24 protein-coding genes are annotated in these 24,427 nt (G+C 63.5%); 13 read left to right on the top strand and 11 right to left on the bottom strand.

Going from position 1 to position 24,427, the window contains the following annotated elements:
* The first annotated feature begins 6 nt into the window (after positions 1 to 6).
* The 7 genes from menD to KYK33_RS01660 all read left to right on the top strand — a co-directional run bounded on the left by menD (position 7) and on the right by KYK33_RS01660 (position 9,564).
* The gene (gene menD, locus KYK33_RS01690; RefSeq protein ID WP_224431846.1) at positions 7 to 1,722 is read left to right on the top strand and encodes a 2-succinyl-5-enolpyruvyl-6-hydroxy-3-cyclohexene-1-carboxylic-acid synthase; all 1,716 of its coding nucleotides are present in this window, start codon (positions 7 to 9) and stop codon (positions 1,720 to 1,722) included.
* Positions 1,691 to 2,491 (top strand): 2-succinyl-6-hydroxy-2,4-cyclohexadiene-1-carboxylate synthase, encoded by an 801-nt coding sequence (menH, locus tag KYK33_RS01685; RefSeq protein ID WP_396021375.1) that lies wholly within the window; start codon positions 1,691 to 1,693, stop codon positions 2,489 to 2,491. Before menD ends, menH begins: the two co-directional genes overlap by 32 nt.
* Complete coding sequence (gene menB, locus KYK33_RS01680; protein ID WP_042039977.1) at positions 2,484 to 3,344, top strand: 1,4-dihydroxy-2-naphthoyl-CoA synthase; 861 nt, start codon at positions 2,484 to 2,486, stop codon at positions 3,342 to 3,344. Before menH ends, menB begins: the two co-directional genes overlap by 8 nt.
* On the top strand, positions 3,344 to 4,273 hold the full coding sequence (gene menC, locus KYK33_RS01675; RefSeq protein ID WP_224431844.1) for an o-succinylbenzoate synthase: 930 nt from the start codon (positions 3,344 to 3,346) through the stop codon (positions 4,271 to 4,273). The genes menB and menC overlap by 1 nt, the downstream gene beginning before the upstream one ends.
* Positions 4,266 to 5,663, top strand: coding sequence for an o-succinylbenzoate--CoA ligase (menE, locus tag KYK33_RS01670; RefSeq protein WP_224431843.1), 1,398 nt, complete (start codon positions 4,266 to 4,268; stop codon positions 5,661 to 5,663). Before menC ends, menE begins: the two co-directional genes overlap by 8 nt.
* Before the next feature lie 177 nt (positions 5,664 to 5,840).
* On the top strand, positions 5,841 to 8,585 hold the full coding sequence (locus tag KYK33_RS01665) for a collagenase (RefSeq protein WP_224431842.1): 2,745 nt from the start codon (positions 5,841 to 5,843) through the stop codon (positions 8,583 to 8,585).
* Positions 8,586 to 8,787: 202 nt separating this feature from the next.
* Complete coding sequence (locus tag KYK33_RS01660; RefSeq protein ID WP_224431841.1) at positions 8,788 to 9,564, top strand: SanA/YdcF family protein; 777 nt, start codon at positions 8,788 to 8,790, stop codon at positions 9,562 to 9,564.
* Between the two features lie 248 nt (positions 9,565 to 9,812).
* Here KYK33_RS01660 and KYK33_RS01655 read toward each other — a convergent pair whose 3' ends face one another.
* Positions 9,813 to 10,430, bottom strand: a complete 618-nt coding sequence (locus KYK33_RS01655) for a superoxide dismutase (RefSeq protein WP_042039985.1) — start codon at positions 10,428 to 10,430, stop codon at positions 9,813 to 9,815.
* A 30-nt stretch (positions 10,431 to 10,460) separates the two neighbouring features.
* Positions 10,461 to 10,904 carry a DUF2753 family protein gene (locus KYK33_RS01650; RefSeq protein ID WP_224431840.1) on the bottom strand — a complete coding sequence of 148 codons (444 nt, stop codon included), beginning with the start codon at positions 10,902 to 10,904 and terminating at the stop codon, positions 10,461 to 10,463.
* Between the two features lie 214 nt (positions 10,905 to 11,118).
* On the opposite strand from KYK33_RS01650, the gene KYK33_RS01645 reads away from it, so the two are divergent.
* Positions 11,119 to 12,030, top strand: a complete 912-nt coding sequence (locus KYK33_RS01645; protein WP_042039989.1) for a lipase family alpha/beta hydrolase — start codon at positions 11,119 to 11,121, stop codon at positions 12,028 to 12,030.
* Entirely contained in the window at positions 12,027 to 12,779 is a 753-nt protein-coding gene (locus tag KYK33_RS01640) for a lipase secretion chaperone (protein WP_224431839.1), read from the top strand. The genes KYK33_RS01645 and KYK33_RS01640 overlap by 4 nt, the downstream gene beginning before the upstream one ends.
* Positions 12,780 to 12,841: 62 nt before the next feature.
* Here KYK33_RS01640 and KYK33_RS01635 read toward each other — a convergent pair whose 3' ends face one another.
* The 4 genes from KYK33_RS01635 to sgrR all read right to left on the bottom strand — a co-directional run bounded on the left by KYK33_RS01635 (position 12,842) and on the right by sgrR (position 18,196).
* Positions 12,842 to 13,549 carry a hypothetical protein gene (locus KYK33_RS01635; RefSeq protein ID WP_224431838.1) on the bottom strand — a complete coding sequence of 236 codons (708 nt, stop codon included), beginning with the start codon at positions 13,547 to 13,549 and terminating at the stop codon, positions 12,842 to 12,844.
* A gap of 30 nt (positions 13,550 to 13,579) precedes the next feature.
* Positions 13,580 to 13,975, bottom strand: a complete 396-nt coding sequence (locus KYK33_RS01630) for an acyl-CoA thioesterase (RefSeq protein WP_224431837.1) — start codon at positions 13,973 to 13,975, stop codon at positions 13,580 to 13,582.
* 183 nt (positions 13,976 to 14,158) lie between these two features.
* The gene (gene katG, locus KYK33_RS01625; RefSeq protein WP_224431836.1) at positions 14,159 to 16,336 is read right to left on the bottom strand and encodes a catalase/peroxidase HPI; all 2,178 of its coding nucleotides are present in this window, start codon (positions 16,334 to 16,336) and stop codon (positions 14,159 to 14,161) included.
* 147 nt (positions 16,337 to 16,483) lie between these two features.
* Positions 16,484 to 18,196 carry an HTH-type transcriptional regulator SgrR gene (gene sgrR, locus KYK33_RS01620; RefSeq protein ID WP_224431835.1) on the bottom strand — a complete coding sequence of 571 codons (1,713 nt, stop codon included), beginning with the start codon at positions 18,194 to 18,196 and terminating at the stop codon, positions 16,484 to 16,486.
* Positions 18,197 to 18,296: 100 nt separating this feature from the next.
* On the opposite strand from sgrR, the gene KYK33_RS01615 reads away from it, so the two are divergent.
* The 3 genes from KYK33_RS01615 to KYK33_RS01605 all read left to right on the top strand — a co-directional run bounded on the left by KYK33_RS01615 (position 18,297) and on the right by KYK33_RS01605 (position 20,582).
* Positions 18,297 to 18,473 carry a hypothetical protein gene (locus KYK33_RS01615; RefSeq protein WP_157013858.1) on the top strand — a complete coding sequence of 59 codons (177 nt, stop codon included), beginning with the start codon at positions 18,297 to 18,299 and terminating at the stop codon, positions 18,471 to 18,473.
* 111 nt (positions 18,474 to 18,584) lie between these two features.
* Positions 18,585 to 19,853 carry an O-acetylhomoserine aminocarboxypropyltransferase/cysteine synthase family protein gene (locus tag KYK33_RS01610; protein WP_224431834.1) on the top strand — a complete coding sequence of 423 codons (1,269 nt, stop codon included), beginning with the start codon at positions 18,585 to 18,587 and terminating at the stop codon, positions 19,851 to 19,853.
* A gap of 102 nt (positions 19,854 to 19,955) precedes the next feature.
* On the top strand, positions 19,956 to 20,582 hold the full coding sequence (locus KYK33_RS01605) for a glutathione S-transferase family protein (RefSeq protein WP_224431833.1): 627 nt from the start codon (positions 19,956 to 19,958) through the stop codon (positions 20,580 to 20,582).
* A gap of 133 nt (positions 20,583 to 20,715) precedes the next feature.
* Here KYK33_RS01605 and KYK33_RS01600 read toward each other — a convergent pair whose 3' ends face one another.
* Together KYK33_RS01600 and KYK33_RS01595 are read right to left on the bottom strand one after the other, a co-directional pair.
* On the bottom strand, positions 20,716 to 21,867 hold the full coding sequence (locus KYK33_RS01600; RefSeq protein ID WP_224431832.1) for an iron-containing alcohol dehydrogenase: 1,152 nt from the start codon (positions 21,865 to 21,867) through the stop codon (positions 20,716 to 20,718).
* A 20-nt stretch (positions 21,868 to 21,887) separates the two neighbouring features.
* Positions 21,888 to 22,049, bottom strand: a complete 162-nt coding sequence (locus tag KYK33_RS01595) for a hypothetical protein (RefSeq protein WP_157013861.1) — start codon at positions 22,047 to 22,049, stop codon at positions 21,888 to 21,890.
* 61 nt (positions 22,050 to 22,110) lie between these two features.
* Between KYK33_RS01595 and KYK33_RS01590 the strand changes: the two genes are divergently transcribed.
* Positions 22,111 to 22,692 carry a hypothetical protein gene (locus KYK33_RS01590; RefSeq protein WP_224431831.1) on the top strand — a complete coding sequence of 194 codons (582 nt, stop codon included), beginning with the start codon at positions 22,111 to 22,113 and terminating at the stop codon, positions 22,690 to 22,692.
* A gap of 105 nt (positions 22,693 to 22,797) precedes the next feature.
* Here KYK33_RS01590 and KYK33_RS01585 read toward each other — a convergent pair whose 3' ends face one another.
* The 3 genes from KYK33_RS01585 to KYK33_RS01575 are packed head-to-tail and all read right to left on the bottom strand — an operon-like array spanning position 22,798 to position 24,337.
* Positions 22,798 to 23,544: an SDR family oxidoreductase gene (locus tag KYK33_RS01585; RefSeq protein ID WP_042039999.1), complete on the bottom strand. Its 747-nt coding sequence runs from the start codon at positions 23,542 to 23,544 to the stop codon at positions 22,798 to 22,800.
* A gap of 60 nt (positions 23,545 to 23,604) precedes the next feature.
* The gene (locus KYK33_RS01580; RefSeq protein WP_224431830.1) at positions 23,605 to 23,844 is read right to left on the bottom strand and encodes a DUF3624 domain-containing protein; all 240 of its coding nucleotides are present in this window, start codon (positions 23,842 to 23,844) and stop codon (positions 23,605 to 23,607) included.
* Positions 23,834 to 24,337, bottom strand: coding sequence for a GNAT family N-acetyltransferase (locus tag KYK33_RS01575; protein ID WP_224431829.1), 504 nt, complete (start codon positions 24,335 to 24,337; stop codon positions 23,834 to 23,836). The genes KYK33_RS01580 and KYK33_RS01575 overlap by 11 nt, the downstream gene beginning before the upstream one ends.
* Positions 24,338 to 24,427: the final 90 nt, after the last annotated feature.

Below are 24,427 nucleotides of genomic sequence, written 5' to 3'. Positions count from 1 at the left end.
AGCCTCATGTTCGCGAGCCGTCATGCCACCTTCAATCACGTCTGGTCCTCCCTCCTGCTGGAGGAGCTCCATCGCCTCGGGGTACGCGACCTGGCGCTGGCCGCCGGATCACGCTCGGCACCGCTGACCATGGCGGCGGCGGCCCACCCCGGCTTTCGCCGTCACCTGCACTTCGACGAGCGGGGACTGGGCTTCATGGCCCTGGGGCTGGCCAAGGGCAGTGGCCGCCCGGTTGCCATCATCACCACCTCGGGCACGGCGGTGGCCAACCTCTGGCCCGCGGTGGCGGAAGCCCAGCTGACCGGGGTGCCCCTGATCCTGCTGACCGCGGATCGCCCCCCGGAGCTCATCGACAACGGCGCCAATCAGGCCATAGATCAGCAGGGCATCTTCGCTCGCTACCCCGTCTATCAACAGAACCTGCCGAGCCCAAGCCCAACCATCCCCGCCGCCTTCGTGCTGAGCTCGGTGGATCAGGCCCTGGCCAGGCAGGCGCTGACCCCGGGGCCGGTGCACTTCAATTGCATGTACCCAGAGCCCCTCTACCCGGGGGATGAGTATCTCGATGTCAGCGAGTATCTGGCTCCGCTCGGCGACTGGCTGCAGTCGGATCGGCCCTGGAGCCCCTGGCAGACGAGTGACACCCCCTGCCCGGCCCAGCCGGATTGGTCTGAATGGAGTACCAAGCGAGGCATCATCGTCGCCGGTCGCATCGAGGATCCCGCGCAGGCCAGCGCCATCGCCGCCCTGAGCGAGCGGCTCGGCTGGCCGCTATTGGCGGATCTGCAGAGCCAGCTCCACTTCGATGATCGCAATCTCGGTCACCATGATCTGGCCCTGCAAGATGACCACTTTCGTGCCGAGCTGGCCCGGGCCGAGGTGTTGCTGCAATTTGGCGCCCGCCTCATCTCAAAACGGCTCGGTCAGTTTATCAAGAGCCATCCCTGGCAGGATTACTGGCTCATCGACCCCCAACCGGCCAGGCTCGACCCCGACTATCGGCTGCGCCGCCGCCTGCTCTGCTCCCCCGCCGCCTTCATGGCCGCCCACCCCCAACCCTCGGCTCATGCCCCCTGGCACCGACTGCACGACGTGCAGCACGCCAGCAGCCAGAAGATAGCCGCCGCCTGCGATCGCTTCTCCGAACTCGGTGTGTGTCACCGCCTGGGGTCGCTCATCGAGGGGCAGCTGTTTGTCGGCAACAGCATGCCAGCCCGGCTGATGGACATGCTCGGCGAAACGGGCAAGGGCCCCTGCCGGGTGATGACCAATCGCGGCGCCTCCGGCATCGATGGCCTGATCGCCACCGCCTACGGTTTCGCCCAGACCAGCCCCGAGCCCACCACCCTGCTCATCGGCGATCTCAGCGCCCTGCACGATCTCAACAGTCTGGCCCTGCTCACCAAGGCGCAGGCCCCCCTGGTGGTCATCATTCTCAACAACGATGGCGGCAGCATATTTCGCATGCTGCCCGTGCCCAGGGGCGAGCTGCTGGAGCATTACTACTGCCTGCCCCACGGACTGGGCTTTGCCCAGGCCGCCGCCATGTTTGGCCTGGGCTATCATGCCCCGACCACATTGGCGGAATTTGAACATGCCTATGTTGCCGCCTTGGAAAACCGCCCTCGGGAAAACGGCGCAATCCTGATTGAAATCAAGGTACCGAGCCGCGAAGTGGCCGAGGATCTCCATGCTCTGGGGGTGCAGATCCGTGGCCACTGAGCCGCTGTCCGCCGACAGGGTGCCCCTGGTACTGCTCCATGGGCTGCTCGGCGATGGCCGCGACTGGCAGCCGGTGATGGATGCCCTGCCAGCATGCCCGATGATTGCGCTGGACTTGCCTGGCCATGGTGACAATCGGGGGCTCGGAGTGAATGGCTTCGAGCAGGCTGATCAATGGCTGTGCGCTGCGCTGCGGGCGAGAGGCATCTCCCGTTACCGGCTGGTGGGTTACTCCCTCGGCGGTCGGCTCGCCCTCTATCACGCCAGCCAGCAGCCTGCCGGTCTGTGCGCGCTGCTGCTGGAGAACAGCCACCCGGGCCTGCCGCAGGCAGAGCGGGCCGCCCGCATCGCCCACGACGAGGGCTGGGCCAGACGCTTCGACACTGAACCTCTGGCCCAGGTGCTGGCAGACTGGTATCGCCAGGAGGTGTTTGCGGATCTTGATGAAGGACAAAGAGAGCGGCAGCGAGCCAGACGACTCGGCAATGACGGTCGCGCCGTCGCCGCCATGCTCAGAGCCACCTCCCTCGGTCAGCAGCCAGATTTGGCACCCTGGTTGGCAGCCACCCCGTTGCCGGTCGCATATCTCTCCGGCCAACGGGATCGGAAATTTCACAATCTGGCTTGCCAGCTGGGGAGCCAGAACCCCAGAATCAGACACTTGACGCTGGATGGCGGCCATAATCTGCACGCCAGCCAACCCGCGCAATTTGCCCGGATCCTCAGGGAGTGGGCAGGACAACAACGAGAAGAGAGCACAGATGATTGAAGCAATGACGGAAGCGGAACTGTACGCCCCCATTGAGTGGCAGGATTGTTCTGCCGGTTACGAGGACATCCTCTATCACAAGTCTCAGGATGGCATCGCCAAGATCACCATCAATCGTCCCCAGGTGCGCAACGCCTTCCGCCCCCGCACCGTCAAGGAGATGCTGCAGGCCCTGGCCGATGCCCGTTACGACGATCATATCGGTACCATCATCCTGACCGGCTTCGGTGAGAAGGCATTCTGCGCCGGTGGCGACCAGAAGATCCGCGGCGACTACGGTGGCTATCAGGATGACGAAGGCACCCATCACCTCAACGTGCTCGACTTCCAGCGCGACATCCGCACCTGCCCCAAACCCGTGGTCGCCATGGTGGCCGGTTATGCGGTCGGCGGTGGCCACGTGCTGCACATGATGTGTGATTTGACCGTCGCGGCGGACAACGCCCAGTTCGGCCAGACCGGCCCCAAGGTTGGCTCCTTCGACGGCGGCTGGGGTGCCTCCTACATGGCCCGCATCGTCGGTCAGAAGAAGGCGCGCGAGATCTGGTTCCTGTGCCGCATGTACGACGCTAGCCAAGCCCTCGACATGGGGCTGGTCAATACCGTGGTACCCCTGGCCGAGCTGGAGCGCGAGACGGTGCGCTGGTGCCGGGAGATGCTGCAAAACAGCCCCATGGCCCTGCGCTGCCTGAAGGCGGCCCTCAATGCCGACTGCGACGGTCAGGCTGGTCTGCAGGAGCTGGCGGGCAATGCCACCATGCTGTTCTACATGACCGAAGAGGGTCAGGAGGGTCGCAACGCCTTCAACGAGAAACGCCGCCCCGACTTCTCCAAATACAAGCGCAACCCCTGATGAAATATGCCCTGTACCGCTACCAGCTCCCCTTTACCCAGCCCCTGAGCTTCCATGGCCGGGTCGAGTCGGTGCGCCAGGGTCTGTTGCTGCGCACCCCCCTGGGTTGGGGCGAGATAGCCCCCCTGCCCGGCTTCTCCCAGGAATCCCTGGCCGAGGCCGAAACGGAGGCCAGAGCCTGCCTGGAACAGCTGGCCCGGGGGGAGACACCGGCCCCGCGCCTGCCCTCGGTGCAGTTCGGTTTTGACTGCGCGCGCCGCCACTGGCCCGCTCAGGACAAGCCGCTGCCCGAGCCTTATCCGCTGATCCAGGGCGCCCCCCAGGATCTGCTCAAGCACTGGAAGGAGTGGCTGCACCAGACGCCAGCCAAAGCCAAGCTGAAGGTGGCCCGCTATCCCATGCGCGACGAGCTGGCGCTGATCCGCCTGCTGCTCGACCGGCGCCCCACTCTCAATCTCGTGCTGGATGCCAACCAGGGTTGGACCCGAGAGGAGGCCTGGGCCTTCTGCGGCCACCTGGATCCACACCGCATCGAATACCTGGAAGATCCCTGCGCCAGCTTCGAGGATATCGCCTTCGTCGCCAGCCGTACCGGCATGCCCGTCGCCCTCGACGAGTTGCTGGTACAGGGCAAACCCTGGCAACCCATCCCCCAACTCAAGGCGCTGGTGCTCAAGCCCATGCTGCTCGGGGCGCTGGCCAACAGCGAGGCACTGGTGGCCCGTGCCCGCGAACTGCGGCTGAAAGTGATCGTCTCATCCTGCTTCGAGTCGGGAGTGGGGCTGGGTCAACTCGCCCGCCTCGCCGCCGAGTGGGCGCCGGATCAGGCCCCGGGTCTGGACACCCGCCGCTGGCTCGCCAGCGATCTGCTGGGGGCAGATGGCGAGCCCGATCCCGCCTGCCTGGAGACTCTGTACCTGCGTGATTGAACAACCCCCCTCGACTCACTGCCCGGTACGCCACTGGGCTGGGCTAGCCCCGACCCGCATCGCCATTCATGCCGCCACCCCGCTCAGCTATCGGCAACTCGATGAGCGACTCAACAGTCTCTGCCAACAGCTGGCACAAGCGGGAATCCACAGAGGGGATCACTTGGCCGCCGTGGTGCGCGGCGCCCTGGACGATGTGCTGCTGGCATGGGCCTGTGTGCGCAGCGGCATTCTGTTTTGTCCCCTCAATCCGGCCTTTCCCCTTGCCAGACAAGGGGAGCTGGCCCATCAGCTGGCCGCGACCGCCTTCTGGTCGGCAGATGAGACACCGGCTGGCCCATGGCAATCGCTCAGGCTGGATTTCAACCATGCACTTCCCGCCACCGGCCAGACCCTCTCATGGGATCCCGATGGGCTGAACAACATGGTGCTCACCTCGGGGTCCAGCGGCACCCCCAAGGCGGTGGTGCATCGCCTCGCCAATCACCTCGCCTCGGCCCGGGGCTCGGCCAGCCTGATCCCCCTCGATGGCGACTGTGGCTGGCTGCTCTCTCTGCCGCTGTTTCACGTCGGCGGCTACGCCATCCTGTTTCGGGTCTTTCTGGCGGGGGCCAGCCTGGTGCTTGACGATCGCAGCCAGCCCCTCAAGGATCGCCTCGAACGCCTGCCCATCACCCACCTCTCCCTGGTGCCGACCCAGCTCTGGCGCCTGCTGGCGCAAGGCTTCGACCCCGCCCGCACCCGTTTGCGCGAACTGCTGCTCGGCGGCGCCGCCATCCCGCAGCCGCTGGTGAACCGTCTCACTGCCATGGGCTTTACCCCCAAGTCGAGCTATGGCCTCTCCGAGATGGGCAGTCAGGTCTGCACCGGCCAGCCTGCCGCAGCGGGCGTGGTCGGCTTGCCCCTGCCCGGGCGGGAAGTCTGCATCCAGCAAGACGAGATCTGCGTGCGCGGCGACACCCTGTTTGCCGGTTATTTCCAGGCCGGGGAGCTGGAACGCCCCCTGGACGAGGAGGGCTGGTTCCACACCCGGGACAAGGGCCACTTCAACGCGGACGGGGAACTGGTGGTGGAGGGGCGGCTCGACAACCTGTTTATCTCCGGGGGCGAAAACATCCAGCCCGAGACCATAGAGCAGCGACTGGTGGATCACGGCGCCGTGGCCCAGGCGCTGGTGGTGCCCATCCCGGATGAGGAATGGGGCCAGCGCCCCGCCGCCTTCATCGACTGGCACGGCGAGCCCGTGCCCCACGCCGAGCTGGCCGCCTGGATCAGGCAGGCGTTACCCGGCTTTATGGTGCCGGACCGCTGGCTGCCCTGGCCGGATCTCGGCAGCAGCCTGAAACCCTCCCGCACCCTGCTCGCCCGGAGCCTGCACACCGGGGACTGAGACCTGCCCCCCAAATGGCGCTGAGTCCTTGCTATCACGCCAGCCCCTTATGGGGCTCATTTTGTTATTAACCAGATTAAATACATGATTTATAAGACCAAGATGGTCAGTTGATACCCTTTTGGGGCCCTGTACATTGCCCGCGCTAACCACGCAGACAATAAAAAAGGGATAACCATGAACTATCTGGGTACAAGGCTGCTGCTCCTGGCGGCTCCCGGCCTGCTCGCCACCTCGGCACTGGCCAACTACTCCCCCGACTGGCAAGAGTACCGGTTGAACGGTGAATCCAGCCGCCAGCTGAGCGATCGGGTCACCGAAGTGACCTACGAGCTCAGCGCTCACGATGACAATGCCCCCTATCAGCAACTGAGGGTCTACCGCCGCTTCGACTGGAACGATAGCGACCTCAGTGCTCTGGCGGAGCAAGCCTGCGGCAAGCCCCAGCTCAAGGTCGAGCAGGGCTGGCAGATCCGCTACCTCAACTGCGAGGAGGTGGTGCCTTTGGGCAAGGCCATCCCGGCCAGCAGCTATGACTTTGGCTACGGCCTGAAACAGGGCCGCTGGGAGCCGCTGACGGGCACCCCGACCGCCCCGCGTCAGGACAGTCTGCCGCTCCCCGAGCGCATCATACTGGCTCACAGCGAGCAGGAGCTGGATCGCTGCGAGCTCAATACCGAGGGGCGCTGCGCCGAGCAGCTTTGGCAGTACCAGCCCCGAGACTGGCAACAGCTCAGCGTGCTGGAGGAGACCCCCAATGAGCGGGACGGCCGCCTCGAGCAGATCTTCTTCCGCCTGCAACCGGTGCCAGGCAGTCAGGCCGCCAGCCAGGTCCGCGAGCTGCACCTCTGGCGCCAGTACAGCTGGCAGCTCGGCGAGAGCAAGACCCAACAGGAGTGCGATGAGCCCCAGACCCGCCAGGAGGGGGACAACACCATCAGCTACCGGGTGTGCCGCCAGACCCTGCCCGCCGGCAGCGAGGTGCAGGTGGTGCTCAAAGACAGCGGCTATCAATTCCCGGTCGGTGGCAGCGAATGGCAGACACTGCCACAGACCGACGAATGGCAAGAGAGCCGGGTGCTCAATCGCCCCATAGTGCTGGCCAGCAAGGAGGAGCAGCTCGACTGCCGTCGCGCAGATGGCCGCCCCTGCGCCGAGCCGGAGCAACCGGGCACGGATCTGCTGGATGCCGATGCCGCCAGGATAGTGCAGGACGCCAGCGGTCAGCCCGCTCCCGTCTGGCAGGAAAACTATGGCCACGATGACCGCAAGCTGCTGGCGGTGTCACGGGGCATGCAGAGTCTGCTGGCGGCCAATCAGCCCGCCCATCCGGCCATGAAGCTGCTGCTGGAATATGTGCGCGCCCACAACTATCACAACCATGGCAAGCACAAGGAAGATGGCCCGGCCGCCGCCGAGGCGCTGGCCGAAGCATTGACCGCGCTCGGCGCCCATCCGCTGCTCTATCCGGAGCAGGCCAGCGATGAGGTGGGCGCCGTCATGGGTGCCTGGAGTATCGCCCTGCACGGCCAGTTCAAGAGCCCGGCGGTGCAGAGCCGTTTCGGCACCCTGCTCGGCCAGTTCAACCAGATGCTGGCTTATAGCACCCGCCACGCCAGCGAGATCAATGGTCAGCATGCCTGGGCCACCGGCCTGTTCGATCTGCTCAACTTCCTCGACTTCGCCAGTGACCATAGCGACGCCTTCGCCGCCGACTTCCGCCAGCAGGATGGCGAGCTGCGCAAACAGCTGCACGCCCTCGGCATGAGCGAGCTCGCCTTGTGGCAAGGACGGGACGGAGCGGATCTGTTCCTGCTCAACAACGTGCTCGATGCCTATACCCGCCTCTACCGGGTCGCCCGTTATACCCGTCCGGACGAGAGCGAAGGCTATCGCACCCTGCTGGATGGCTCAGTCATCGCGCTCATCCGTCATCACGGCCTGATCCCGGGTGGCCAGCAGAGCCAGACGCTGCTGGACGACATGTCGCTGACCCTCTCCACCTACTACCTGACCTACACGGATCGCACCGGCGAGGCCTGCATCAGCGGTGACTTTGCCGGACTCTGCACCCCGATCCGGCTGGAGGATGTGCTGCCGTTCGAGCACACCTGCTCGCCGACCCTGCGCCTGCGGGCCCAGCAGCTGAGCCAGGCCGAGGCCGACGGTATCTGCCGCGAGCTGGGTGCCGAGGAAGAGCAGTTCCATCAGCAGCTGGAAACAGGCTGGCAGCCGGTGGCGGACGATCTCAACGAGGCACTGGAGCTGGTGATCTTCGACTCCTCCGCCGACTGGAAACGCTACGGCAGCGCCCTGTTTGGTGGCGTATCCACCGACAACGGCGGCATCTACATCGAAGGGGATCCGGCTCGCCCCGGCAATCAGGCCCGCTTCTTCGCCTATGAGGCTGAGTGGAAGCGCCCCTCCTTCCAGGTGTGGAACCTGCGCCACGAGTACGTGCACTACCTGGATGGTCGCTTCAACCAGCACGGCAGCTTCGGCCACTACCCCCTCAATCGCACCACCTGGTGGTCGGAAGGGTTGGCGGAGTTCATCGCCCACGGTCAGTGCTTCGCCCGTGGCATGGACAACGTCGCCGGTCGCCCGGCGGCCGAACGACCGAGCCTGGCCGACATACTGCACCTGGATTACGACAAGGGGGGCGAGCTGGTCTACTCCTGGTCCTATACGGTGCATCGCTTCCTCAGGGAGACAGGGCGCGGCGCCAGCTGGCTGGCCATGGCCCGGGCCCTGCGCAACCCGAATCAGCAGCAGGCGATGAGCGACTTCGAGGCAGAGCTGGATGCGCTTATCGCAAGCGACAGCGAGGCCTACCAGCAGTGGCTCGGCCGCGAGTTGCTGCCCTGGTGGGAGTCCAACAAGGAGTCCGACGAGTGCAAGGCGAACGACTCCGCTCATTGAGGATGAGGGATAGCAAACAGGGGCAGCCATCGCTGCCCCTTTGCACAAGTTTCGTACTCTATCAAGGGGTTAGAAACGATGTGCTGCGACAGGTACAGGCTGCTGCCCACTCGAATAAGGCCATTGCCCATGACGGGGGCAACCAAGATGTAATAGAATGACGGCCACGCTGTTTCAACCTCAAGCCAGACTCTGACCGCCCATGACGAAGCTTCGCAAGATACTGCTCATCTGCCTCTGCCTGTTGCTGGGCTCTGCCGCCCTGCTGCTGGTTTACGGGGAGTGGGCCGTGTCCGGGAGCCGTCAATACACCTATGACGATGTCGACAAGGTGCCCTACAACAGAGTGGCCCTGGTGCTTGGCACCTCCAGATACCTGGTCGGCGGCGGCACCAATCAATATTTCCAGACCCGGATCAAGGCGGCGAGCGCGCTCTATAACAACGGCAAGGTGGACTACATCCTGGTCTCAGGCGACAACGCAACCTTGCAGTACAACGAGCCGCGCCAGATGCGCCGCGCCCTGATCAAGGCGGGGATTCCCGCCAAAGCCATCTATAGCGATTACGCCGGTTTTCGCACCCTGGACTCCATGGTGCGCGCCAGGGAGGTGTTCGGTCAGGAGCGCTTCACCGTGGTCTCCCAAGCCTTCCACAATGAACGCGCCATCTTCATCGCCCGCCACTTCGGCATAGAGGCGGTTGGCTTCAATGCCGAAGATCCCAGCGCCTATCAGGGCATCCGCACCCGTGTGCGTGAAGTCTTCGCCCGGCTGATGGGGCTGCTCGATCTCTATATCCTCGACAAGGGCCCCAAGTTTCTCGGTCAGCCTGTCAATATTGGCGAGCCCATCCCCTGTCGCCCGCTCAGCACCCTGGGGCTGAGCCAGCCCTGCCTGCCGTTGCCAACCGAGCCCCTGGCCAGTGGCGAGCAGGTGCTGATCCCGCCTTCGGCAGCGAGTGCGACCCAGGTCGAGTGACCCGGTTCACACCCTTGCAGCCATTGGCCAGCAACAAGCTGATCCCGCCTTCGGCAGTGAGTGCGACCCAGGTCGAGTGACCCGGTTCACACCCTTGCAGCCATTGGCCAGCAACAAGCTGATCCCGCCTTCGGCGGCGAGTGCGACTCTGGCCGATTGATTCGACTCAATGCCATCAGCTAGCAAGAGAAAGACCCGCCTCGGCGGGCCTTGCTATATGGGCTCACAGCAGACTTGGCACTGCCTGCTTAACGTGCCAATGCCTGTCGATAATGCTCTGCCACCTGCGGCCAGTCGATCACCTCATAGAAGGCGGCAATGTAGTCCGGGCGCTTGTTCTGGTACTTGAGGTAGTAGGCATGCTCCCACACATCCAAACCCAGCACCGGGGTCAATCCCAGCATCAGCGGGCTATCCTGGTTGGCGCTGCTCTCGACCTGCAACTTGCCAGCCGGGGTGACCACCAGCCAGGCCCAGCCACTGCCAAAGCGGGTTAGAGCCGCCTGGGTGAACAACTTGGTGAACCCTTCGAAGCCGCCGAGATCCCGCTCGATGGCCACCAGCAACTCCCCCTCTGGCAGGCCGCCCCCCTGAGGGCTCATCACCTGCCAGAACAGGCTGTGGTTGGCGTGGCCGCCACCATGATTGCGCACCGCACCCTGCAGGCTGGCGGGCAGGCTGTCGATGCCACGCAGCAGCTGCTCGAGGGGCCTGTCTGCCCACTCAGGCGCAGTGGCCAGGGCGGCGTTGAGACCGTTCACATAGGTTTGATGGTGGCGGCTGTGATGGATCTCCATGGTGAGCGCATCCAGGTGGGGCTCGAGTGCATCATAGGCATAGGGCAGAGCGGGCAGGACATGATTCATGGCAACTCCTTGCGACTGGGTAATGGGCGATCAATGAAGAGTGTGGGCGCTGCGCCCCTGACAATGGCACTGGTCGAGGCAGGCCTGGATGACAACGTTGGGTCCCCGTTTGCGCAGGAAGGCAAGCAGCTCCATCTGGGTGTGGCGACTGTGATTGAGGGCCGCCACCCTGAGTGCGTTGCGACAAGAGGGTGAATGGGACAGCTGCAGCAGTTGTTGATGAGCCTGACAGAGCAATGTGGTGGCATTCGACTCCTCACCCATGGCCATCATCAGGTCGGCCAGGTTATGACAGGCGACGACCAGGGCGGCAACCACCTCATCCGCATCCTGCCAGCTCAACAACTGCTGCTCGGCCAGGCGTAGCGCCTGCCGGTAACCGGGCAGGGCCGCCAGGTGATTGCCCTCGGCAAAGTGGTGATTCGCCAGCCGGGTATGTTGCCGCCACTGGGCCATGGGATCCTGTCTCGCCATCTCTGCTCCACCCATAGGTTGAATGATATTAATTATCATTTCATACTAATCCGCAGGAAACAAGCAGACCCGGCCAACCCCATATGGGGGAGCCACGACCGAGGCTGACCGTTTAGTGATCCCCCGCACAGCCCGGTTCCCCTGCGGAAGCCATGCTGCTCGGACTGGCATGATGCCGGACGTGGTCCATGACCCTATCAACAAGGATGCTGATATGAAGAGATGGTTGTTACTGCTGCTCTGCGCCCTGCCCCTGCTGGGTCAGGCGAGCGGCTATACCCAGACCCGTTACCCCATAGTGCTGGTCCACGGCCTGTTCGGTTTCGACAAGCTGCTGGGGGTGGATTACTTCTACGGGATCCCCCAGGCCCTCGGTCGGGATGGCGCCAAGGTATATGTCGCCCAGGTCTCTGCCACCGCCAGCTCGGAGCTGCGGGGCGAGCAGTTGCTGACCCAGGTGCAGCAAGTGCTGGCCGTGACCGGTGCCGACAAGGTGAACCTCATCGGCCACTCCCACGGCGGCCCCACCATTCGTTACGTGGCCTCGGTCGCCCCCGAGCTGGTCGCCTCGGCCACCAGCGTCGGCGGTGTCAACTTCGGCTCAGAGATAGCGGACAAGGTGCGGATGCGAGTCCTCCCCGGCTCGGCCGGGGAAGCGCTGGCGGCCTCCGCCGCCTCCGCCCTGTCCGGGGTCATCTCCCTGCTGTCCGGCACCGCCACCCTGCCTCAGGATCCTCTCGCAGCCCTGGATGCCCTCACCAGTACAGGGGCTGCCCGCTTCAACGCCGCCTACCCGGAAGGCCTGCCCAGCCGCTACTGTGGCGAGGGGCCCCTGCGCGCCGATAACGGTGTCTACTACTTCTCCTGGAGCGGGCGCGGCAACCTGACCAATATCCTGGATCCCGTGGATCCGGCCCTGGTGCTCACCGGCACCTTCTTCAGCGAGGCCAATGATGGTCTGGTGGGGGTCTGTAGCAGCCACCTCGGCAAGGTGATTGGCACCGGCTACCGGATGAACCATCTGGACGAAGTGAATCAATCATTTGGCATCCATCATCTGTTCGAGACGGATCCGGTCAGCCTCTACCGTCAACATGCCAACCGCCTCAAGGAGATGGGACTGTGAAGAGCAACACAAGGCTGCTGACACTGGCGATAGCCAGCCTGTTGCTCGGCCTGCTCGGCTATTGGCTGAACCAGGGGCAGGACAAGCCCCCGGCTCCCGACCCATCCAGCCTGCGCCAACAGCTCGTCGAGCACCTCGCCAGCGGTCAACCCATCGCGGATCCCCTGCTGAGGCGCTATCAGGCATTTCTCCAGCAAGAGGCCAGACTGGCCCTGCCCCAGGCCCCGGATCTCGCCAGCCTGAGCCAGCTGTTCGACTCCCGCGAGCAACTGCGCCAACGCAGTTTCACCCCCCAGGAGCAGGCCAGATTGTTTGGTGAGGAGAGGCTGATGGAGCAGTGGACCCTGAGGCGCAAGGGGCTGGCCGAGGCGAGTCCCGCCGAGCAGGCGGCCCTTGGGGAGGCGCTCGACATCTGGCTCGCCGAGCAGCCGGACTGGTTTCAGGAGGCGGAGGCCAATGGCCGGCTGATAAGCGATCTGCAGCACATGGCGCACCTGCCCCCCGAGGCCCGGCGTCTCGCCATGCTGGAACGGGTCGGACCCGAGGCACAGGGCCGATTGCAGCAACTCGACCAGGATAGTCAACACTTCGAACGGCAACTCGATGGCTATCTGGGAGCGTTGGCGACCATGACAGACCCGGATCCCCAGACCCGCCAGCAGTTGCTGGCGTCATGGTTTCCCGAGCAGCAGTGGCGCCGGGTGGCGGCCCTGACCCGGCTGCGCCAAGCGCAGACCCCCTCACAATGACAGAGGGGCCCTGGGGCCCCTCTGTCATTGTGATAAAGAGCGTCGCCGCACGGCGAGCATCATCACTGCGGCTTGTTGGCTCCGGGCAAGGGCTGCCAGGTGAGGCGAGTGACCCGTCCGGCCTGCAGATCGCAGCGCAGGGAGAGCGGCTGCCAGCCTTTATCGAGGCGCAGATTGACGGCCCCCACCACCTGCTCTTCGCTCACCTTGAGCCCGGATTGCTCCGAGGTCACCTTGTCCCCACCGGTCAGAGCCATCAGCTTGTCGTTGCACAGCCAGTGGGCGAGCTCCGCCCCCTTGAGCTTGATGCTGGCATCCCCGTTGGCCAGACGCAGCTCCCCCGGACTCAAGGCAAAGAGCGCGGTCAGCTCGGTGGCGCGCTTGCTAAGCCAGGCTTCACGCTGCTGCATGCTCATCTTGCTGACGAACTCGGCCGGTTCGCCCTTGGCATCCAGCCACTGGGTCAGGGCACCTTGCTCATCGAAGCCAAATTGGGCCTCGGGCTCCTTGACCCCAAACAGCTTGCCGCCTTTGAAATAGTAACGGCTCTCGCCGACCAGCTTGCCCTGCTCGTCACGAATGGGCACGGCGATGATGACCGGGGGGCCATCTATCCAGGCCTGGATCTCGACACCGTCATGACTGAACAGCCGGGTATCCAGAGCACTTTGGGCACCTTGTTCCATCAGGGTGAACTGTTGTGCGAGAGAGGCCGCCAGTGCGGGCAGTGAACCTAACCCCAAGGTCAGGGCGATGAGGATCTTGCGCATAGATATCCTGTGATTGGCCAATGGCCAAGGTTAACGCTCGAGTAACCAGCTCCTGAGCCCGTCCCGCTGCGCTTCGCTCAGCGCCACGGACTGGCGGGTCTGGTAGTCAAAATGGATCAGGGTCGTCTCACCGGTCACCGCCAGCTCGCCCTCCTGCCAGGCCTCCTGCCAGAGGGTGAAGGAACTGCTGCCGATACGGCTCACCCCCGTCTTGATCAGCACCGGCTGACCGTAGAACAGCTCCCGTTTGAACTGCACCGTATAGCCCGCAATGATCAGATGCCAGTCATGGACATCCAACTCGGGGGAGAAGATGCGAAACAGGGGGTCCCGCGCCGATTCGAACCAGATCGCTGGCACTGTGTTATTGATATGCCCCAGGGCATCCGTCTCCTGAAAACGGGGGAAAATCTGCATTTCCAGCATGGGTGACTCCTTGTCAGTGGAAGAGCGGGGGCTGGCCATCATCGGCTGACAGGATGTTACCGATATCCGGCCTCAAAGGACAGGGATGCCCCTGGTCAGACGACGTCACTGCGCCATATCCAGGTATGTGGCAGACAAAAAAATGCCCCGCACAGGGTTGTGTGCGGGGCAATGAGGTCGAGCTTAGCTTATCAGGTCGAAGCGATCCGCATTCATCACCTTGTTCCAGGCCGCGACGAAGTCACCCACAAACTTCTCCTTGCTGTCGTGTTGGGCATAGACCTCGGCATAGGCACGCAGCACCGAATTGGAGCCGAACACCAGGTCGATCCGGGTCGCCGTCCACTTCACCTTGCCACTCTTGCGATCCCGCACCTCATAGAGCTGCTTGCTGGTGGGATGCCAGAGATTGGCCATGTCGGTGAGGTTGACGAAGTAGTCCGTGGTCAACGCCCCTTCACGCTCGGTAAAGACCCCGTGCCGGGTACCGCCATGGTTGGTGCCAAGCACCCGCATGCCCCCGACCAGCACCGTCATCTCATGGGCGGTCAGCCCCATCAGCTGGGTGCGATCCAGCATCAGCTCCTCGGCACTGACGAGGTACTCCTTCTTCAGCCAGTTGCGATAGCCATCGTGCAGCGGCTCAAGGGGCTCGAAGGAATCGACGTCCGTCATCTGCTCGCTGGCATCACCGCGACCCGGGTAGAAGGGCACTGTCACCGGCACTCCGGCCGCCTTGGCCGCCAGCTCGACGCCCACATTGCCCGCCAGCACTATCACATCCGCCACGCTCACCTTGGCGGCCGCGGCGATGGGTTCCAGCACCTTGAGCACCTTGGCCAGTCGGGCGGGCTCGTTGCCTTGCCACTCTTTCTGGGGCGCCAGGCGGATGCGGGCACCGTTGGCGCCACCGCGCATGTCCGAGCCACGGAAGGTACGGGCGCTGTCCCAGGCGGTGGCGACCAGTTCCCCTACGCTGAGGCCACAGTTGCGGATCTGCTCCTTGAGGGCCGAAATGTCGTAGCCACTGCGGCCAGCAGGCACAGGATCCTGCCAGATCAGATCCTCTGCCGGCACATCAGGTCCCAGATAGCGCGCCTTGGGCCCCAGATCCCGGTGGGTCAGCTTGAACCAGGCCCGGGCGAAGGTATCCGAGAAATAGGCAGGATCATCGAGGAAACGCTCGGCTATCTTGCGGTATTCGGGGTCGACCTTCATGGCCATGTCGGCATCGGTCATGATGGGCATACAGCGGATCGAGGGATCCTCCACATCCACCGGCTTGTCCGCTTCCTTGATGTCGATGGGTATCCACTGCCAGGCCCCGGCCGGACTCTTGGTCAGGGTCCACTCGTGGCCGAACAGCATATCGAAGTAACCGTTGTCCCAGCGGGTCGGTTGCGTCGTCCAGGCCCCTTCGATGCCGCTGGTGACCGTATCGCGGCCGACGCCTCTGCTGGTCTTGTTGAGCCAGCCGAGCCCCTGATCCTCAATCTCGGCCCCTTCCGGCTCAGGACCAAGCTGCTTGGCGCTGCCATTGCCGTGGGTCTTGCCGACGGTGTGGCCACCGGCCGTCAGGGCGACCGTCTCTTCATCATTCATCGCCATGCGGGCGAAGGTGACGCGAATGTCTTGCGCCGTTTTCTGTGGGTCCGGGTTGCCATCCACCCCTTCAGGGTTGACGTAAATGAGCCCCATCATCACCGCCGCCAGCGGGTTGTCGAGGTCTCGCACCCCTGAGTAGCGGCTGTTGGGGTTGTCGCTGGGTGCCAGCCACTCTTTCTCTGCTCCCCAATAGATATCTTTCTCCGGATGCCAGATATCCTGGCGGCCGAAACCGAAGCCGAACGTCTTGAGCCCCATGGACTCATAGGCCAGGGTGCCAGCCAGCAGGATGAGATCCGCCCAGCTGATCTTGTTGCCGTATTTCTGCTTGATGGGCCACAGCAGGCGCCTGGCCTTGTCCAGGTTGGCGTTGTCTGGCCAGGAGTTGAGCGGCGCGAAGCGCTGGTTGCCTGTGCCACCACCGCCACGGCCATCGGCGATGCGATAGGTACCGGCGGCATGCCAGGCCATGCGGATCATCAGGCCGCCATAGTGGCCCCAGTCTGCCGGCCACCAATCCTGGCTGTCGGTCATCAGGGCGATCACATCCTGCTTGAGGGCGGCCACGTCCAGGGTTTTGAGCTCTTCGCGGTAGTCGAAATCGGGCCCGAGGGGGTTGGTCTTGGTATCGTGCTGATGAAGGATGTCGAAGTTCAGGCTCTTGGGCCACCACTCCATATTGGCCATCTCGGTCGTCGTGCTGCCTCCGTGCATGACCGGGCATCGTCCTTGGGAATGTTCTGAATTGTTGCTCATCATTTTCCTCACTTGCTCTGCTTTCCATAACCAGAATCAGCATGGCACATGAGGATGATCTCTTCTGTGATCCCCCCACCCCTTCCTGGCTTTTTGAGACGCAACATAATAGTCAGGAGGGGCGGCGGCGAAAATGCGCGCCGCGAGCTAAGCCGTGCCCTCCTCCTCGGCGGCTCCGTTCGCCAGCTCGGGCCGCAGCCAGGCACTGCGAAAATCGAACCAGCCCAGCGCCGTCATTCGCACCCCGTGCACCCCGACCCGGCTCTCCAGCTCCAGCCAGTGGTGAAACAGCGGCACAAACCAGGCTTGCTGCTGCAACCGGGCGAGCAGGAGCCGTGGCCCGGACTCATGACCAGATGCACGCCAGGCGGCCAGCCCCTGCCACAGGGCGCTCTGCTTGCTCCAGACCCTTTGCAACAGGGGGGTCCCCTGCAGCCAGGCATAGGGGGCGAAAGGCCCTTCATGCTCCAGATTGAGGGTGCCGAGCCAGAGATCCACATCCTCATCTTCGCCGCTGACCCAGCGACCGTAATCCAGGGTACGCACCTCCAGCGCGATGCCCCGCTCTGCCAGCAGGCTGGTCATGGCGCTGGCGCACTCATGAAACTCCAGGTGCTGGTTGAAACAGGCCAGCACCAGTCGCCTTGGCAGGGCCGCGGGTTCGGGCTGAGGTGGCGGCAAGGCTTCACGCCAATGGGGTAGCAAGCCTAGCGCGCTGGTCCAGCCCCGTTGCAACTCGGGGGCCACCCTGGCCATCAGGGCGACCGGATTGAGCAGGGTCAGCAGCCAGCGCCGCAGGGAGAGATCGGCCAGGGCCGCTGACCTGTCATCTTGCAACAAGAAGTAGCAACCGGACTCGAGTTCTGACTCACCCTGCATGGTACCCAGCTCGGGGCTGTCGCTGCCGAGGCGCAGGTGGCTCTCCAGCCGCTCCGCCAGTTCGGGCAGCATCCAGATATCTATCTCGTCGAGCAGGGCACGCAGACCGAAGTAATCATCGAAGGCGGTCAGCCGGAGCTGTAAGGGATCATTGGCGCCAACCTTGTAGGGACCTGTGCCGACCGGGCGCAGGGCAAAGCCGGGCTGATCCTTGAGTTCCCGCGGCAAGATGGCGGCCATGGGCTCGGCCAGCAGATGGGGCAGCCAGGGATCCGGGTTGGCGAGGTGTATGTCCAGGGTACGCGGCCAAGGGTGATCAAAGCCGACGATATGCTGGAACAGGGGGCGATCCCCGAGCGCGGCCAGGCTGTCGATCACATCCTGGATATCCAGGGACCGGCCATGGTGAAAGCGCACCGCAGGCCTCAGGTAAAAACGCCAATGACAGGGGCTCAACAGCTCCCAGTGGTGAGCCAAATCCCCCTCGATTTCCCCATTTTCCTCATTTCGCCTAGTCAGGCCGTTGAACAGCTGACGGGCCAGATGCACCTCGGAACGACGCAGGGGGCCGCTCGGCAACAGGCCAGGCAGTGGCCGGTAATAGGGTACCCGCAGGATCTGACGCCCCTCCCGGGTCGCTTGACCCAGCTGCTCATAGAGCAAGGGGGTGACCAGATCGAGCCGCTCCCCCGCCAACGCCATGGCCTGGGCCAGTTGGCCCTGGCTCAGCAGAGCCCGCAATCTGCGCTGCAGGGATCCCTCCTGGCTGTCGAGCAGTTGCAGGGTGGATCGCTTGCCACGCCCGGCCCGGGCCGACCAGCTGAGCCACCCCTCCTGCTCCATGCGTCGCAGCAAGAGCCGGGCGTTACGGGGAGTGCAGCAGAGCAGCTCGGCCACCTCGGCCAGGCTGAGTTCCAGTCGATCCGCCTCAAGCAGGCGGCTCAGACGCTGAAAATGCTGATAGAGACGGGGACTGGTCATAAAAGAGGAAATCCTGGTTGGCTAAGTCGTCAGTTTTTACTTCCGCATTTTAGCTCAATACTGCTGGCGAACGTGAGAACCACAGCACAGGAGCACTCAAATGAACTCAGTACAGCCCCTCAAACCAAGCCGGATCCAGCAAGGGATGCGCCGTTACTTCAAGCGGATCCTGCCCCGCCCACTGTCGCTGGTGGAAGATCCCATGGCCCAGCTCAATCGCCTGATGCAGTGGGACATGCACCAGATCGACGACAAGGAGTACCGTCGCCGCCTGTAGCAGAGATGCGCAATAGCTTTGCCAATAGGGTCTGTTTACAACGAGTGAGGGCCTGCTAGATTGGACGTCTATCCATCCATAATGGCGACGACGTCCAACAAGGAGTGTGTGATGAAAGATGCGACCCTGGCCCTGCACCACGGCTTTTCCCACGATCCCGCCACCAAGGCGGTGGCCGTGCCCATCTACCAGACGGTGGCCTACGAGTTCGACAGCGCCCAGCACGGGGCGGATCTGTTCAACCTGGCGGTGCCCGGCAACATCTACACCCGCATCATGAACCCCACCAACGACGTGCTGGAGCAGCGAATGGCCGCCCTGGAGGGGGGCATCGCCGGGCTGGTGGTCTCGGCGGGGTCTGCCGCCATCACCTACGCCATTCAGGCGCTGACCGCCGCCGGCGACAACATCGTCTCCACCCCCCAGCTCTACGGCGGCACCTACACCCTGTTCGCCCACATGCTGCCGAGTTTCGGGGTCGAGGTGCGTTTTGCCAGGGATGACAGTGCCGAGGCCATCGCCGCTCTCATCGACGACAAGACCAAGGCGGTCTATTGCGAGAGCATCGGCAACCCAGCGGGCAACATCGTCGATCTGGCGGCCTTCGCCAGGGTGGCCCACGCTCGCGGCGTGCCGCTTATCGTCGACAACACGGTCGCCACCCCGGTGCTGTGCAAGCCCATCGAGCACGGCGCCGACATAGTGGTGCACAGCCTGACCAAGTACGTGGGCGGTCACGGCAACTCGCTGGGGGGTGTCATCGTCGACTCGGGCAAGTTCCCCTGGGCGGATCACCCTGAACGTTTCCCCCAGCTCACCCAGCCGGAACCCTCCTACCACGGGGTGGTCTACACCGACGCCTTCGGACCTGCGGCCTTCATAGGCCGGGTGCGCACCGTGCCCCTGCGCAATACCGGTGCGGCCCTGGCCCCCATGAACGCCTTCCTGCTGTTGCAGGGGCTAGAGACCCTGAGCCTGCGCATGGAGCGCCATGTAGAGAATGCCCTGCGGGTCGCCCACCACCTCAGGCATCACCCCAAGGTGGCCTGGGTCAGCTACGCCGGCCTGCCGGATCACCCCCACTATCCGCTGGCGGAGAAGTACATGGGCGGCCGCCCCTCGGCCATCCTCTCCTTCGGTCTGAAGGAAGGGTATGAGGCCGGGGTGCGCTTCTACGATGCGCTCAAGATCTTCAAGCGACTGGTCAATATCGGCGACGCCAAATCCCTGGCCTGCCACCCCGCCTCCACCACCCATCGCCAGCTGAGCGAGGAGGAACAGACAAAGGCGGGGGTCAAGCCGGAGATGATCCGGCTGTCGGTGGGGATCGAGGCCATCGAAGACATATTGGCGGATCTGGATCAGGCGCTGGCGGCCTGAATCAGTACAGAGCGGGCATCTGCCCGCTCTTTTTTGTCTGCCGGTGAACCAGTCACCACGCCGGCGCGTATCATGCCCTTCCGCCACCCCATCGAGGTTCCCATGATAGTCCTGCATCACCTGAACAAGTCCCGCTCCCAACGCATCATCTGGCTGCTCGAAGAGCTGGGGCTGCCTTACCAGATAAAGGCCTACCAGCGCGATGCCGCTACCTTTTTGGCCCCCCCCGAGCTCAAGGCCATTCATCCCCTTGGCAAATCCCCTGTCATCGAGTTTGACGGGCGGATCCTGGCAGAATCCGGCGCCATCACCGAATACCTGATCGCCCGCCATGCTCCCCACACCCTGGCTCCTGATCCCGAGAGCCCGGAGTACGCCGACTACCTGCAGTGGCTCCACTTCGCCGAGAGCTCAGGCATCTTGCCGCTGCTGCTGGACATGTTCGTGCGCAAGGATGGCAGCCCGATGCGCTTCCTGCCGGGCTACGCCCAGGTGGAGTGCGCCAAGGTGCTGGGTTATCTCAATGAGGTGCTGGCGACCCGCCGCTATCTGGTGGGGGATCGTCTCTCCGGCGCCGACATCATGAACTCCTTCCTGGTCGATCTGCTGGCCCAGGGCGGCCAGCTGGCCCAGTTCCCGCACCTTAAGAGCTACTGGGAACGCCTCAATACCCATCCGGCCCGTCAAAAGGCGGCAGCCCTGGAACGCGAGCTGGATCAGAGCGCCTGAGCCCCCGGCACGCCACCACAACATGCAAAACGCCCCGAATGCGGGGCGTTCTCTTTTCAGCTCGGGAGCCGAGGGATCTGAGTGCACAGGGAAGATCCTGGCAACCTCTCCCCCTTGGCTCCAGCGCCCGGGCTTAGAGGGCGTGGGAGAGGATCCGCGCCACCTTGTCCGGATCTATGTCCTGATGCTCACCCAGCGCCGTCAGCTCGAAGCGCTTGAGGTTGGAGCAGATGGCGGGAATGCAGCTCTCGTTGAGGCCGTAATCCGACAAGCGGGTGCCGACGCCCATCTGCTGGAAGAACTGCTCGGTACGGATGATGGCCTCCTCGATGCGCAGCGCCTTGTCCTCCCTGCGAGAATGCCAGACCCGCTCAGCGAACTGGGCCAGTTTCTCCTGCTTCTGGGCAGATTGCTCCCGCAGCAGGGAGGGCAGCACCACCGCCAGGCTCTGGGCGTGATCCAGCCCATACAGGGCGGTGAGCTGGTGACCGATGGCATGGGTGGACCAGTCGTGAGGCACACCGCGGCCGATCAGGCCATTGAGGGCCAGGCTGGCCGCCCACATGATGTTGGCGCGCACCTGATAGTTCTGCGGCTCGGACAGGGCCAGGGGGCCATTGTCGATCAGCACCTGCAGCAAGCCCTCCGCCAGCCTGTCCTGCACATCCCCCCCGACCGGGAAGGTGAGGTACTGCTCCAGGATATGGACGAAGGCATCCACCACGCCGTTGCCCACCTGGCGCACTGGCAGGCTGTAAGTCGTCGTGGGATCGAGCACCGCAAATTGCGGCAGCACCAGCGGATTGTAGAAGGAGAGCTTGGCATCGCCCCGGCTCACCACGGCAGCGGGATTGCTCTCCGAGCCGGTGGCGGGCAGGGTCAGCACGCAGCCAAGGGGCAGAGCGTGCTCGAAGGGTGCATTGCTCTTCAATATGTCCCAGGGATCCTCGCCCTGATAACAGGCAGCGGCGGCGACAAACTTGCTGCCATCCACCACGGATCCGCCACCCACGGCCAGCAGGAAGTCGATCCCCTCGCGTTTCACCAGGGCGACCGCCTCCATCAGCTGATCGTACTGGGGGTTGGCGCCTATGCCGGAGAACTCTTGCCAGTCCAGACCCGTTAGTGCAGCCACCAGCTGGTCATAGACGCCGTTGTGTTTGATGCTGCCACCGCCATAGAGCACCAGCACGCGACTGCCTGCCGGGATAAGATCGGGCAGGCTGGCAATCTGGCCTTCGCCAAAGCAGACCCGGGTCGGATTCGAGTATTGAAAGTTGTACAAGGCAGGATCCTCACAGATGGTCAAACGGGGAGCGTTGTGCCGTCATTGTGCCCCTGCCGCCCCATGAGGTCAAAAAACGAGAGCTGACCATCAAAATGAAGATTGTCACCAATCTCAATGAGGTAGCCAAGCGCGACTCTGTTATGGTCGTTCAGGGCAAGACTCCGGTAAATAAGCATCATGCCGCGTCATCATTCACAGAGGCCCGCTTTGCCACTACTTCCCAGCTATGAGGTGTTAAAAATGAAATTGAAGCATGCATGGATTGCCGCCCTCTTCACCCTCTCGACCGGCCTGGCCCAGGCAACCGAGCTCACTGCCGAGGTATTGAGCGCGCCAGGTAAGGCCAACTTGATGGAGGTCATGACCGCCTCAGCGACCGTCACCGCCATCGACATGGCAAGCCGCAAGGTCAGCCTGAAGAATGCCGCAGGGGATCTGTTCGACATAGTGGCCGGTGACAAGGTCACCAACCTGCAGAGCCTCAAAGTCGGTGACACTATCACGCTGGAGTACCTGCAGATGCTGGATCTGGAGCTGCTCAAAGGCACCGCCGGGGTGAGAAAGCGCATCGTGGAAGTGGCTACGGATAAAGCCGCCGCGGGTCAGACCCCAGAGGCGGGCGTTGGCGCCAAGGTCACCCTCTATGGGGACATCATCGCTCTCGACAAACAGCAGCAAACGGTCACCGTCAAAGGTGTGGATCACACCGTCGTCGTGAAGGTCCAGAACCCGGATCAGTTTGCCCTGATGGCAAAAGGCGATCAGATCAAGGCAATTCAGACCCAGGCGGTGGGGATCAGCATAGCGCCAGCCCAGAAATAACCCCCGGGCGAGCGCTTCCCATCGCCCGTCAACATCAGTCCGCATAACAGAAGAGGCACCCTGGGGTGCCTCTTCTTGTTTGGTCAACGCAATACCTGTGACCCCTCAGCCACGGCTGATGTGCAGGGGGCCGAAGGTCTGGGCCACCGGCATGATCTCGATGCTGTTGATGTTGACGTGGGCGGGCTGCTCGCCGATCCAGAGCACCGTATTGGCGATGTCTTCTGGCAAGATAGCCTGTACCCCCTGGTAAACGGTCGCCGCCTTGGCATCGTCACCATGGAAGCGCACATTGGAGAACTCGGTGCCGCCGCACAGGCCGGGCTCCACATTGGTGACCCGCACCGCCGAGCCAGCCAGATCGGCACGCAGATTCAGGCTGAACTGCTTCACGAACGCCTTGGTGGCGCCATAGACGTTGCCGCCCGGATAGGGGTAGGTGCCCGCGATGGAGCCGATATTGATCACATGGCCGCGGTTGCGCGCCACCATGCCCGGCAGCAGGAGCCGGGTGACCAGAGTCAGGCCACTGATGTTGGTGGCTATCATCTGCTCCCAATCATCAAGATCCGATTGGTGGGCCGGTGCCAGTCCCAGGGCCAGACCGGCATTGTTGACCAGCAGATCCACCTCGCTCCAGCTTGCGGGCAATCCCTCGAGGGCGGCGCGGGTGGCCGCCTTGTCCTGCACGTCAAACACCAGCGGCAGAAAGCTGTCACCCAGCTCATCGGCCAGGGCTGCCAGACGCTCGGCGCGCCGTCCTGTGCCAATCACCTTGTGACCCGCCTGTACCAGCGCGCGGCTGATCGCCTCACCAAAACCGGACGAGGCGCCCGTTACCATTGCAATCATCTGAGCCTCCTTGGCTGCTATTCAAATCGGTTATCGAAGATTCTCATCTCTTGAGATGTGTCAGTCGAGCTCGCGTCCCCCGACCTTGCGCCAGATAAAAACCAGCAGGTGCAGCGCAAACAGCAACGAACCGGCGAGCCCGAACAGCAGGGCCGTCAAGGCATGAACCGAGTGGTCTGCCCCCAGCCACCACCAGGCGGCCCACCCCATCAGGCCGATGACCAGGGTCTGGATGGCGCAGACCGGGCAACGGCCCAGCTTGGCGCGGATCGCAGTCGCGAGACAGGCCTCACAGCTCACGGAGATAATCCGGGATGGCGACAGCGCCCGCCCTTTTGGGTTCACGCAGTCGCAGCACCAGTCGATGGGCATGCTGATCCCGGCCGTAATAATCGGGCAGTCGTTGCTGGGCCTTGAAGCCGAGCCGCTGATAGAGAGGCAGCGCCTCATCGTTGCCATCGGCCACTTCGAGCCGGATGGCCCCCCACCCCTGGGCCTTGCCTTTGGCGATCACCTGCTCAAGCAGACGACGGGCCCAGCCCTGACGCCGCATCCGCCAATGAATGGCCAGGGTCTGGATCACCAGTCGATCCCAGCCTTTGTGTTCCAGCAGGCAGAGATAGCCCATCAGCTGGCCCTTGGCATCGTGCAGCAGCAGGGTGCGCCCCTTGGCATGACCGAGCAGATAGTGCCAGCGATTGCGGCCAAAGGCGACCTCGGGTGGGAAGCAGTAACGCTCCAGTTTTACGATGGCGCCCAGATCATCGGGAAGGGCGGCGCGCAGGGTCAACACAGGGAAGTCCTCGTTTGAGTTATTTATCTTCAGCACCAGAAATGCGACTTGTATCACAAGTTACCAAAGCGTCATATTAGGCACTCTAAC

The sequence above is a fragment of the Aeromonas rivuli genome (genome assembly GCF_020149575.1).
Lineage (GTDB): Bacteria > Pseudomonadota > Gammaproteobacteria > Enterobacterales > Aeromonadaceae > Aeromonas > Aeromonas rivuli.
This window is presented reverse-complemented; position numbering and strand designations above follow the sequence as displayed.